The 11,525-nt window shown below is 56.7% G+C and carries 11 protein-coding genes; 4 read left to right on the top strand and 7 right to left on the bottom strand.

Going from position 1 to position 11,525, the window contains the following annotated elements; all coding sequences use genetic code 11:
- Positions 1-35 precede the first annotated feature (35 nt).
- Positions 36-1,388, bottom strand: a complete 1,353-nt coding sequence (locus PSR63_RS08425; RefSeq protein WP_274332365.1) for a hypothetical protein — start codon at positions 1,386-1,388, stop codon at positions 36-38.
- 195 nt (positions 1,389-1,583) lie between these two features.
- Between PSR63_RS08425 and PSR63_RS08420 the strand changes: the two genes are divergently transcribed.
- Positions 1,584-3,029, top strand: a complete 1,446-nt coding sequence (locus PSR63_RS08420) for a sulfatase (protein WP_274332363.1) — start codon at positions 1,584-1,586, stop codon at positions 3,027-3,029.
- Here PSR63_RS08420 and PSR63_RS08415 read toward each other — a convergent pair.
- The 3 genes from PSR63_RS08415 to PSR63_RS08405 form a co-directional block, all read right to left on the bottom strand.
- Positions 3,018-3,548: a hypothetical protein gene (locus tag PSR63_RS08415; RefSeq protein ID WP_274332361.1), complete on the bottom strand. Its 531-nt coding sequence runs from the start codon at positions 3,546-3,548 to the stop codon at positions 3,018-3,020. The genes PSR63_RS08420 and PSR63_RS08415 overlap by 12 nt on opposite strands.
- A gap of 73 nt (positions 3,549-3,621) precedes the next feature.
- A complete protein-coding gene (locus tag PSR63_RS08410) occupies positions 3,622-4,467 on the bottom strand; it encodes a sugar phosphate isomerase/epimerase family protein (RefSeq protein ID WP_274332359.1) in 846 nt (281 codons plus the stop codon).
- Positions 4,468-5,164: 697 nt separating this feature from the next.
- Entirely contained in the window at positions 5,165-6,463 is a 1,299-nt protein-coding gene (locus tag PSR63_RS08405; protein WP_274332357.1) for a hypothetical protein, read from the bottom strand.
- 176 nt (positions 6,464-6,639) lie between these two features.
- Here PSR63_RS08405 and PSR63_RS08400 point away from each other — a divergent pair, with 176 nt between their 5' ends.
- From PSR63_RS08400 to PSR63_RS08390, 3 genes are all read left to right on the top strand, one after another.
- A complete protein-coding gene (locus PSR63_RS08400) occupies positions 6,640-7,284 on the top strand; it encodes a DUF2500 family protein (RefSeq protein WP_274332355.1) in 645 nt (214 codons plus the stop codon).
- A 105-nt stretch (positions 7,285-7,389) separates the two neighbouring features.
- Positions 7,390-8,220, top strand: a complete 831-nt coding sequence (locus tag PSR63_RS08395) for a purine-nucleoside phosphorylase (RefSeq protein WP_274332353.1) — start codon at positions 7,390-7,392, stop codon at positions 8,218-8,220.
- 18 nt (positions 8,221-8,238) lie between these two features.
- Positions 8,239-9,081, top strand: a complete 843-nt coding sequence (locus tag PSR63_RS08390; protein WP_274332351.1) for a purine-nucleoside phosphorylase — start codon at positions 8,239-8,241, stop codon at positions 9,079-9,081.
- Here PSR63_RS08390 and PSR63_RS08385 read toward each other — a convergent pair.
- The 3 genes from PSR63_RS08385 to PSR63_RS08375 are packed head-to-tail and all read right to left on the bottom strand — an operon-like array spanning position 9,078 to position 11,482.
- Positions 9,078-10,541 (bottom strand): ArnT family glycosyltransferase, encoded by a 1,464-nt coding sequence (locus PSR63_RS08385; RefSeq protein ID WP_274332349.1) that lies wholly within the window; start codon positions 10,539-10,541, stop codon positions 9,078-9,080. The two genes, PSR63_RS08390 and PSR63_RS08385, sit on opposite strands and share 4 nt — an antisense overlap.
- Positions 10,542-10,556: 15 nt before the next feature.
- Positions 10,557-10,943, bottom strand: a complete 387-nt coding sequence (locus tag PSR63_RS08380) for a VOC family protein (protein WP_274332347.1) — start codon at positions 10,941-10,943, stop codon at positions 10,557-10,559.
- The gene (locus PSR63_RS08375) at positions 10,943-11,482 is read right to left on the bottom strand and encodes a type 1 glutamine amidotransferase domain-containing protein (RefSeq protein WP_274332345.1); all 540 of its coding nucleotides are present in this window, start codon (positions 11,480-11,482) and stop codon (positions 10,943-10,945) included. The genes PSR63_RS08380 and PSR63_RS08375 overlap by 1 nt, the downstream gene beginning before the upstream one ends.
- Positions 11,483-11,525: the final 43 nt, after the last annotated feature.

Below are 11,525 nucleotides of genomic sequence, written 5' to 3'. Positions count from 1 at the left end.
AGGGCTCCAGCCACGGACGTTCGCGGCGATTGGGACTATCGCTCGGAGGCAGGGATTTCGATCTCGACGACGGCCAACGCTCCCCAGGCTTTTTTCAAGTCATCGACTTTTCCGTTGAACCCAACGAGCGCCTTCGAGCCGTCTTTGCTCAGTTGCAGGCAATAGGTTCCACCGAGATTGAAATTGGTTTGATTCCAAACGGCGTCATGCAGGAAGGCGATCACCTTTTGTGAGCCGTCCTTAACGTTGACTTGAATCAGCGGCGTACCGGACGAGGGGCCATGCCCACCGGGGATCGTGTAGAGGAATTTCCCGTCTCGGGTTACATCCATGGCCGGGCTATCGGCCCAGGCTTCGGTGAGCGTGCGGATCTTGTCCTTGGCGGGATCGAACTGGAAGATCTTGTGCGTGTCGTTGGTGACGCCGTACAGCATGCCGTTGTCGTCCGGGCCGACGGTTCGGCGAATTTTAGAGCCAGGCATCTTGGCTTTGGACGTGGTGACCTGGTTCGTTTCCGGATCGTACTTCTGCAGCGAGCCGTCGCCGTTGTTCCAGTAGGCGTTGCCGTCGGCATCGACAAAGAAGTCACGCCCGTAGCTCAGGCCTTGGTGTTCGCCTTGGAAAACGACCTTACGTGTGGCCGTGTCGTAGACGAGGAACTCGACGTGGTAGGGATCTTTGTAGCTACTGTACTCGGTGGCGACGTAGTTGTTCTTCGGGTCTCCTTTCGAGTTGCCTTTGCGCTGATGGGCTTCGGCGTACAAAAGGTTGTGCTTCGCGCTGTAGTGGGTCGATGGGTATCCCCAGCCATACTTGGGCATGCCCAGGTCGCTCAGCTTGCCCGTTTCTGGACTATAGCGAAAGACGCGATCCCCTTCGTAGCGGTCACTCTCGTTCCGCCACTGCCCCCAGTAGGTTGCCATGTAGATGTTGCCGTCGGCCCCTTCATTCAAGCGGCCATGGATCTTGCCGAAACCAAAGTCGCCGGACTGGAAGTTCTCGGCCCCGGACTGAAGGTCGGCGACCTGGCGAATGGAGTGCGTGTCGGGATCATACTCATAGAGATACGAGTTGGCATCGACGCCCAGGTGATCACCCAGGGGGACGTAGAACTTGCCGTTGGAATGCACGAGGCCATAACCCCAGATCGACCACGGATCGGCCGGCGTGTTGGGAAGCGGGATCTGCGTGAAGTGCACCGTCGGCTTCGCCTTGGCGATGACGTACTCGGTGGCCGCGGACAACTTCGGCGGAGCTTTGAGGAAGTCCCCTTGAATGGTGATGGCTTCGGCAGGCAGAGGTTTTTCAGCGAACACGTCGGCTTGAATGCAGAGCAGCGACAAAGCTGCCAGGCAACTAGAGACCAACCATGAAGTAGGTGCGGGCATGCGGTTTATCCTGCGATGGGAAGGGCGAAAAGAGGGAAGGCGATAGGAGCAGGCTGCGTAGATTCTAAAGGAGCCCAGCGACGAAAACAAAGCTTTTTGCCCAGCAACAAACTTGCCTCGTGTAATCTTGGACCTCTAACAGGCGGACAACTATAATCAGGCTGCCTTCCACCTAACTCTCGTCTCGGAGTAATCATGCCTGCGACTCGCTTTCCATCGCTCGTCTTCAGTTTGCTGCTGGTTTTCCCGTTTCTTTGCCAGATGGTGCAAGCTGAAAAGCCCAACGTGTTGTTCATCATTTCCGATGACCTCGGCAGTCAGTCGCTGGGTTGTTACGGCAATCAGCAGTGCCATTCGCCCAGTATCGATGCGTTAGCCTCGCAGGGAATGAAGTTCGAGCGGACCTTCACGCAGTATCCGGTCTGCGGGCCATCGCGGGCCTCGCTGATGTCGGGCATGTACGCCCAGGCGATCGGGGTGACCTCGAATGGTGCTTCGGACAAGTTCACAGGCAACCTGGGTGACCGGCCTTCGATGTCTCAGCACTTCAAAGACAACGGCTACTACACGGCCCGCGTGAGCAAGATCTATCACATGCGTGTGCCCGGTGACATTACGGCTGGCGTCGATGGTCCCGATCATGCCGCGTCGTGGACCGAGCGATTCAACTGCAAGGCACCAGAACAGTGGAGCGAAGGCGAGCACACGCACCTGACCAAAGAACGTTTGAAGCCAGATCCAAAACGCCAGATTCATTATGGATTGGGTTACGGGGGTGCTTTCTACGTCGTGAAGACTCCTGGTGATGGTGCCGAACAGGCCGACATGAAGGCCTCGGCCAAGGCGATCGAAATCCTGGAAGCCAGGGCCAAGGACAAGCAGCCATTCTTCCTGGCGGTTGGCCTGGTGCGTCCGCACGTTCCGCTGGTTGCCCCGGCTTCTTTCTTCGAAGACTACCCTGCCGAAAAGATGAACTTGCCGAAGCAACTGGAAGGGGACTGGGACGACATCCCCAAGGCCGGCATTGTGAAGAACAGCCGCGGCAGTGGTCTTGATACGCAGCTCAAGAAGCAGAAGGTGCTCGAAGCGTACTACGCATCGGTTACGTTCATGGATGCCCAGGTTGGCAAAATGGTTGCCGCACTCGATCGATTGGGTTTGGATAAGAATACGATCGTCGTATTCACCGCCGACCATGGCTATCATCTCGGTGAGCATGAGTTCTGGCAGAAGATGAGCCTGCACGAAGAGTCGACACGCATTCCGCTGATCGTGCGTGTGCCTGGGAAGGACGCGACGGCGACAACGGCACTCAGTCAGCAGATCGATATCTATCCAACGCTCGCCCAGTTGTGTGGACTGAGCATTCCCGAGCATATCCAAGGGAAGAGTTTGGCATCGACGTGGAGCGATCCGCAGGCGATGATTCACGACGAGGTGTACACGCTGCGTAACCGCAACGATCACTTGCTGAGAACGGATCGCTGGGCGCTGATTCGCTATGGCAACGACAGCGTTGAACTATACGACATGCAGAACGATCCGCAGCAGTTTCATAACCTGGCCCAAGATCCACAGCACGCTGCTGCCTTGGCCGAACTGCAATCGCGCCTAGATAAGAAGCTCGAATCAATCCAATAGGATCGAGCACAGGAATGCTTCGACTTGATCAATAGTCGTTGCGATCGTCACATCGTCAGGCAGGTCGGGGATGCTGCCGCTGGTGCCCAGGAAAGCCACGAGCGGTTTGCCATAACGTTTGGCCAGTTGCACTTCGCTCGCCGTGCCGTGCCCGCCGGGCAGGGCGACGATTGCGTCGGACGACAAGATGTTAATGTGATTGCGGGACAGCGGATCTGTTCCGCGGTCACCGCTATGAGGCAAGTGCGTCACGATGGGAATCTCGACCCACGGGTTCGGATAGCCGGGCTTCGGCTTCATGCCGGTATCATCTGCCGGCAGGATCCCCAGCACCATGCCTTGGCGACGATGCGTTCGGGCGAAGGCCTCGCTGACGGCGGCCATCGTTCCGCTGCCTCCACCGGTGAGCAGATGCACCTCCATGGTTCCCAGCAGCCAGCCAAGCTCCAGGGAGAGTTCAAGATAGTCGTCCTTGCCGGAGCCCATCACGCCGACGATCGGTAGTCGCTGCGTCGTCATCTTCGCGTCACTCCAAAAAGAAAGGCCGCCGAGGTCATTGCCATCGGCGGCCTGATCTTCGTTGGCTCTAAGGTTACGAAGCGGCTGCCTTGCAGGCCTCGGAAGCGATCGCCAGGCATTGGCGAATGTCTTCGGTGGGATCCTTAGGATTCTCTTCGTATTCCAGCGACAGGCAACCATCGGCTGGGAAGTCGACCTGCTTCAGAGCACGGAAGACACCAACCACGTCGAGGTGGCCTTCGCCCAGAATGACGCCCTTGGTGCGTTCTTTCTGTTCGGCGAAGTCCTTCAGGTGGATACCGAACAAGCGGCCCTTCAACAGGCGAATCACTTCCACGGGATCTTCACCACTGCGAATGTAGTGTCCCAGGTCGGCACAGGCACCGATGCGAGGATCGTGATCTTTGACCGCATTGAGCACGTCGAGGGCCGTGTTGTAGCGATGCGAAGGACCATGGTTATGAATGGCGATGCGAACGTCGTACTTGTCGACCAGCTTGTTCAGACTCTCGAACGCGTCGGGCGATGGGTCGGCCGAAAGATTCTTGATGCCGGCTGCTTTGGCGAACTTGAAGAGGGCTTCGTTCTTGGCGTGGTCCTTACTGAAACCGTGGACGCCATGGCCCAGCATCACCATGCCGTGGTCGGCCATCTTCTTCTTCATGGCCGCGATGTCGTCAGCCGAAGAACCTGGCGAGAAGTGACCGCCGTAAAATTCGAGGTGAGCACAACCGAGTTCGCCAGCGGTGTTGATGGCTTTGTCGACGTCGAATCCACGCAGGGAATAGCTCTGCAGACCAACCTTAAATCCCGGGAAGCGATCGGGATCGTACTTGGCCCAGCTACTGCGGACAGGAATTGCGGTCGCGGCAATTGCTGCCGAGGCCGCGGCCAGGAATTGACGACGAGAGAGCACCATGATGGTCGGTCCTTTGTGGAAAGGGAGGAGGGTTTGCGATGGACGGCTCATTATAACTACCCATCTTGGCGGTTTCATCCTGACAGGGAGGTTTCGTGCGTCTTTGTGGTTTTCCTAGCTTCCCACGACCAGCGGCCGAGAATGACGTGTTGATTTTTCGCAACATCCGACGGTTAGAATCGATAACCTGATTGCCTCTGATTCCGAAGGCGAGAAACGGACAGCCACGAGTCCAGCACGCCGGTTGGAATAGGAAGGTTCGGACTACTTTGCGGAATGCGTACGATTCTCCCCTTACGAGCGGAAAAATCGGGATAAACTCGGCGTTTTTCGTAGGAAGAGCAAGTTGCAAACTTGGTGTAAAAGTACGAAAGCGAAGTCGTTTACAGAAATATTACCGCCGAATTGTAAAAGGGCCTTAACTTGGAGCCGCAGATGCCTATAGTGGAGTTGGCTTACAGCATCCCACCTTTCGCCATGTCGCAGGACGCGATTCCTACCCCCCAGGAAGCGATTTCAAGGAAACGGCTTCCCTCGGATTTTCTCTTGGATAAGGAGAACAAATTGCGTCCTGTTACTCAGCTTGCCCAAAAGCCGGAAGTTCGCCAATATGCTGCGTTCCTCGTGATTCACGCATTGGTTTATGGCATTGGCTTCACAATTGCCTTTTTGCCGTAACGGCAGAGCCCATTCTTTGTCAGGCCGAAATTCTCTCCGAAATGGCCTGAACTGCTTCCTCTGCCGCCGGTAGATCTTCTTGTGTCAAAGCTCGGACCGGGAGCGGCATATCATCCATGCGAGACATCGTCCCGCTGTCGGAATAGCCAGGCCGCTTGATCGGAATAAACACGCTCGGTGTGAGGTCTGTCTCTAAGGGGCGATGCCCTAGGACCACGGTCGGAATGTTTGCCAGCGCCTGACGAGCAGCCTCCGGCAGATCGGCCAGCCAAGGACCTTCCCATAAAATGGCCGCATCGACGCGGCTTTGCGAGAGCAGCTTGGCAGACGCCAGGTTGTCGGGATCGAACTGGGGAATACCTTGCGTCAGAGTGGCACCGCCTGGGTAACCTGTTCGCGAAGCCACCACGCCTGCGGCGCCGACCCAGTTGGGGCCTGGCCGCAAGATTGAGATCGCCCCGCGGGTTTGTTCATGCATGGGCCGCACGAACTGGGCGAGCAGTTCCAGGGGAATCCGACCGGCCTCTTTCCGGAGGAAGCCTTCTCCCAGCACAAACACAAAATACTTCGAGTTGGTAATCTGCTGGTAGAGCTGTCCAAGTTGCTGCGTCGCATCGGCCATCGCGGCGTCGAGCACACTTGGATTATCCGGCTTTCCTTGAGCCAGTGCGATCAGATGATGCAGCACTGCGATTTGCTGCGACGGTTCAAGCGAGATGAACGTATCACAAGCGTCGGTGGTCTTGTTCTGGCTGCCGATACCGACCAGCGTACGATCACTTCTTCCGCCAGGCACAAAGCGGCCGGTCGCTTCGGCGCTGTAACGCTCCCAGTGACGCAGGTGGGTTGTCTTCGGATCGCATCCCCAGAAGATCACCAAGTCGGCACGTTGGCGGATTTCACCTAGCGAGCAGGTGACCAGTCCGGTCGTTTGAATGGTGCGTCCCGTGGGATCGTAAAAGGTCGGGTGCGAAGCATCGACGATCCCGCCAGTGCGATCCGCCAGGTCGATCGCTTTGCGGACGGCTTCGCTTGAGGTTTCTCCGAGTCCGAAGAAGAGGGGCGCCTTGGCGGCTTGCAGGATCTCCGCTGCACGCTGGTAGGCGTTGGGAACGGTTGTCGTGCTGCCATCGATGCGACAGTCGTCTGCCGTAGCGTGCTGCTGTCGATAATAGGCCGTCGCCATCGCGCATGACGGTTCGATTGATTTCACCTCGGTTCCATCGAGGCCAATCGTCAGGTCGTCGCACAAGCATCCACAGCCGGGGCAGGGGACATCGTGATGCAGCTGGAGCTGTGAAGTTTCCGTTTCCGTCATTCGATTCGGCATGTCTTGGGGGGCGACAAGTGCAATACGATTTTGCCAGTATAACCGGGCTGCAGTAAAAATCGGGGCCAGTCATCGAATCGAACGGCAATATTCGCTAACTTGAAACGAATACCCGCTTGCCGATAACTCTCACAGTCGAATGACCATCAGGAGCCCTAAGCCCCATGAAGTGCCCCAGTTGTGGAGCCAGTTTGCCGGAAGACTCGTTGACGTGTGAGTATTGTGGTTCACGCACGACGCCACCCAGCCAACAGCACGATCGGGATATTTTCCGGCGCGTGAAGGAGTCTCCTCTTTACGCGGATCGTCTTTCGGCAGCGCGTATCGAGAAATTGCCCAAGCCTGGTGTCTGGTCGCTAATCCCAGTCATTATCTTTTTCACCCTTTTTTGTGGTGGCACGCTCTTCATGTCGATCATGGTGATCGCCGTGGGTGGCATGTTCAGTCTGAGCGAACAATCCTTTTCCTTTGCCTTCATTCCGTTTTGCATGGGACTTGTGCCACTGGGCATGTTCGCCTTTGGTATCTTCATGGCGGTTTCGATGTTTAAGCGGTTCAAGTTGATGAACAGCGGGAAAGTCGAAGCCGTACCAGCGATTATCGTCGGCAAGCGTACACAAGTTTCTGGTGGAAGCGGAGATAGTTCTGCGAGCACGGCCTACTTCGCGACGGTCGAGTTCGAGGATGGCGAGCGTAAAGAGTTCACGATCTACGACGGAAGTTTATACGGTCGAATTTCGGAAGATGACGCGGGTATTCTCTTTTCACGCGAGCAATTTGCGGTAGATTTCGATCGCGTTCGGATATAGCAAGTCCCCTCCAGAATAGGCCGGGACTTGTCGCTCGAAGGGAACGTGGCATAATCGGGGGCTACATTTGCCCATCTATCGAATTTAAAACGGGAACGCCCGCACATGCTCGATCTGTACGACAAAATCCAGGACGCGCTGAAAGTTATCCAAGCGAAATGGAACAAAACCCCTGCCGCTGGCATCATCCTGGGCACCGGGCTGGGCGGCCTGGTGGAAGAGATCGAAGAAGAAGCCTCGTTTGAATACACCGACATCCCGCACTTCGCGGCTTCTACCGCCACCAGTCATCGCGGCCGGCTGGTTTGCGGCATGCTCTGTGGTGTTCCCGTCGTGGCGATGGAAGGCCGTTTCCACATGTACGAAGGGTACTCGCTGAAGCAGATTACCCTGCCGGTACGCGTGATGAAGGCCTTGGGCGCCGAGCTGCTGCTGTGTTCGAACGCGGCCGGCGGTATGAATCCCTTCTACAACTGCGGCGACATTGTCCTGATCGACGATCACATCAACTTGATGGGCGATAACCCGCTGATCGGCATCAACGACGATCGCCTCGGACCACGCTTCCCTGATATGTGTGCCCCTTACGATCACGAGCTGATCGACAAGGCGCTGGGGATTGCTCGCAAGGAAGATATTGTCGCGCACCGCGGTGTATTCGTTGCGGTCGCCGGGCCGAACCTCGAAACGCGGGCCGAGTATCGTTTCCTGCGAGCGATCGGCGCGGATCTCGTCGGCATGAGCACCGTTCCGGAAGTGATTGTCGCTGTACACTGTGGGCTGAAGACGGTCGGCTTTTCGATTGTCACCGACTTGTGCCTGCCCGATGCGTTGAAGCCAGCCGATGTCGCCGAGATTATCGCGATCGCGAACCAGGCCGAACCGAAGCTGCGAACGCTGGTCAAAGGTGTGCTGACGGAGTACGCCGGGAAGTAACAAGCCAGAGGGAAGAACTTGTTCAAGCTTAAAGCCCAGGTCGAGGATTTGGCTGCTGCCATTCGGCGTCGATGGAACGAACGCCCTTTGGCCGGAATCATTTTAGGAACCGGGCTCGGTACACTAACCGATGGCGTCGATGTCGAAGTGACGATCGACTACGAAGACCTACCGCACATTCCATCTTCTACCGCCCTGAGCCACAAAGGGCGACTCGTATGTGGACGACTGGGCACTGTCCCAGTGTTGGTCATGGAGGGCCGTTTTCATGTTTACGAAGGGTACTCGATGGAGACGATTACCCTGCCGGTTCGCGTGATGAAGGCGCTGGGGGCCAGTATCCTGGTCGTCAGCAATGCCAGCGGCGGCATGAACCCGCTTTATCAAAGTGGCGATATCATGCTGATGGAAGACCACCTCAACTTCATGTGGGGTAATCCGCTCACGGGACATACCGATCCGAATCTCGGCAAGCGTTTCCCCGACATGTCGAGTCCCTACGATAAGGACCTGCTCGACGCCGCGGCACGCATTGCCCGGCGGGAAGGGATCAAGCATCATCGCGGCGTGTATGCGGCGATGACCGGACCGAACTACGAAACGCGGAGCGAGTACCGTTTTCTCAAGAAGATCGGGGCCGACGTGGTCGGTATGAGCACCGTGCCAGAAGCGATCGTGGCCTCTCAGGTTGGCCTGCGAGTGTTGGCGCTTTCGACGGTGACCAACATCTGCCTGCCAGACAACCTGGGATGTGTCGGCAAGTACGATGTCATCCGAGCCGCTCAGGCCGCCGAACCTCGCCTGCGTTACATCGTGAAAGAAGTTCTCTTGGAACAGCAAGGGCAACTGGCAGCCGTCTAAGGCGTGTCTCTTTTTCGCCAGAGCTGGAAGTCGTTATTCGACCAGTCGACCTGGAAGCCATCGTGCTCGAGTAGTCCCTCAAGTTCCGGCAGTTGTTGGCTCTCGGTGATGACGACATCGACCGGAGCTATTTCCAGCGTGCGATCGAGTGACTCAGGCGTCAACTGGATGGGATAACCAATCGAACTGCGACCGGTGTAGAAGGCCAGCACACGCGGTTTGAAAAACAGGCACACTTCTTCCGGCGGGACGTTGCGCCGGACTTCCGCAAACAACTCTTGCGCGGCTGGAGTCTCGGGGCCGGGAAGGAGTCCGAACTCGGAAGAACTGTATTTGCTGGCATAGCATGCCAACGTGAAGACAACGAAGCCTGTCAGGAAGATCTTTTGCTGGCGTGTCGACGGCGAAAGGTTTTCCAGGGCATAAAGAATCCAAAACAAAAGGCCTGGGAGCAGGGGCCAGGTCATGCGAATGCCATTCGCCCCGGGCCAGATAACGATCAGTAGAAAATAGGACACGCTCGCAACTGCCAAGAGTTGCGGCTTGGGCCAGCTTTCTTTGTAGAAACCTGCGAGACCGATGAGCACGAGGAAAAGCCCGGTCACTGCGGTGAACGGTTTGAAATAGCCATTCTTCCAGATGTAAACAAGCGAGACCGAGTCCTTGAGTAGGTTCACAGTAATGGAATGAACGTTGATCTCGGCAAGCTGATCGGTGTAGCCTGAGCCGCCGACAGGCAGCACGAACTTATGGATCGCGTAGAAGACAATCGCTGCCGTGATGCTGATCGCGGTGAATCGTGTCAGGCGACGGTAAAGAATGGCTTCGGTCAGCAGCAGGGCAGGGGGAAGGACAATTCCCACGGTCCGCGTTCCCACGGCAAGATAGATCAGCAGGCCTGTCAGGAGAGCCGGGCCGATGCGCTCAGATGGTTGCTGCGGATCTCCTCGGTAGCGTTCGTAGACCAGGAACGTCAGCAGCCACCACAGCATGAAGAGGTGTTCGGATAGGATGCCCTGGTTAAAGTCCCAGAAAGCTGGGCAGACACCCAGCAAGCCGGCAAAGCAAAGGGACGCCGTAGCCGACAGTCGCCGCGCAAAGAGCATCGTGGCAATAGCCACGGTCGCCACAAACAACACAATCATCGCCACACGAAACGCCGTGTAGTTCGTGCCAAAGATCGCATAAATCGGCGCGAGAAACAGGGGGAAGATGGGTGGGTAGGCTCGCGGTCCGATGACGGCCGCATCAGGGTTGTAGACGTAGCCAGTGTCTGCGTAGTTGTGCCCCGTGGCCAGATTGCGAGCGTGGCTTAGGTACTGGGCGAAGTCACCGCCCCAATCGTGTCCTTCGCGCATCAAAGCAAGTTGAAAGAAAAACGTGCCGATCAACAGGGCTGCGAAGATGCTTTTCTGCAGCGTTGTCCATCCGTGAACATGTTGGCAATCCGTTGCTTCCACTGCAGTACCGATGTGTTATGTCTCTTGGATGAACTTATCCTGATCAATCACTTCGAACATGTACCCGTTGGGGTCCTGGAAAAAGAATCGCTCAAACGGCGTTGGGCGAATCGGTGGAATGACCTCCACGTCTCTTTCGGCGAGTCGCTCGCGGATGGTCACCAGCTGTGCCGCGGGAAACAAAAAGGCGAAATGGCGGCCGAATTCTTTCTCGAATGGCGACACCTCGAAGTCATCAACTTGCAGCACGTGGACTTGTTGTCCTTGGCCGATGTCGAGCCAATAGGTCGTCAGGTCGACATTGGCCGGGCGATGAACTTCGTCCCAGTCGAAGATCTCTTGGAAGAACTTCGCCGTCGTAGCGGAATCTTGTGTGGCGATGGTGAGGTGAGCGAGCGGCATCAGGCTTGTTTCTCCAGCACGTCTATCAGTGCCCGGCAGAACGCAGGTAGATCATCAGGGCGGCGGCTGGTAACGATATGTCCATCCACGACAACTTCGGCATCTTCCCAGGTAACGCCAGCATGGATCATGTCGTCTTTGATACCCGGCGAGCCCGTTTGTCGGGTTCCGCGACAGATGCCGGCCGAGGCCAGCAGCCAGCCTCCATGGCAAATGGCGGAAACCAATTGGCCTTTCTCGTGGAAATGCCGAATGAGCGATTTCACTTTTTCTTCGCGTCGCAGCTTATCCGGCATGAAGCCGCCGGGGCAAACCACGCCATCGAACGTGCTGGGATCGACATCGGCGATCGCGACATCCGCTTTCGCGGGATAGGTGTGCTTGCCGGCGTACGTTTCGCCTGCGGCAAGACCGGCCAGAACGGTTTCGGCACCGGCCTCTTTCAAACGAAGGTGGGGATACCAGAGTTCCAGATCTTCGTAGATATCACCTACGAAGATCAGAACCCGTTTTCCGGTGAGGGTTTGCTCAGAGGGCATGAAAAATCCTTATTCGTATTGTCAGCTGAATATTGTTTCGAAA

This window comes from Bremerella sp. P1 (assembly GCF_028748185.1).
Classification (GTDB): domain Bacteria; phylum Planctomycetota; class Planctomycetia; order Pirellulales; family Pirellulaceae; genus Bremerella.
The sequence above is the reverse complement of the archived record's forward strand: the minus strand, read 5'-3'. Positions and strand labels throughout refer to the sequence as shown.

Bases quoted from the DNA above. Each gene is read 5' to 3' on its own strand.
- PSR63_RS08425 (WP_274332365.1), bottom strand. From the start codon at position 1,388: ATGCCCGCACCTACTTCATGGTTGGTCTCTAGTTGCCTGGCAGCTTTG.
- PSR63_RS08420 (WP_274332363.1), top strand. From the start codon at position 1,584: ATGCCTGCGACTCGCTTTCCATCGCTCGTCTTCAGTTTGCTGCTGGTT.
- PSR63_RS08415 (WP_274332361.1), bottom strand. From the start codon at position 3,548: ATGACGACGCAGCGACTACCGATCGTCGGCGTGATGGGCTCCGGCAAG.
- PSR63_RS08410 (WP_274332359.1), bottom strand. From the start codon at position 4,467: ATGGTGCTCTCTCGTCGTCAATTCCTGGCCGCGGCCTCGGCAGCAATT.
- PSR63_RS08405 (WP_274332357.1), bottom strand. From the start codon at position 6,463: ATGACGGAAACGGAAACTTCACAGCTCCAGCTGCATCACGATGTCCCC.
- PSR63_RS08400 (WP_274332355.1), top strand. From the start codon at position 6,640: ATGAAGTGCCCCAGTTGTGGAGCCAGTTTGCCGGAAGACTCGTTGACG.
- PSR63_RS08395 (WP_274332353.1), top strand. From the start codon at position 7,390: ATGCTCGATCTGTACGACAAAATCCAGGACGCGCTGAAAGTTATCCAA.
- PSR63_RS08380 (WP_274332347.1), bottom strand. From the start codon at position 10,943: ATGCCGCTCGCTCACCTCACCATCGCCACACAAGATTCCGCTACGACG.
- PSR63_RS08375 (WP_274332345.1), bottom strand. From the start codon at position 11,482: ATGCCCTCTGAGCAAACCCTCACCGGAAAACGGGTTCTGATCTTCGTA.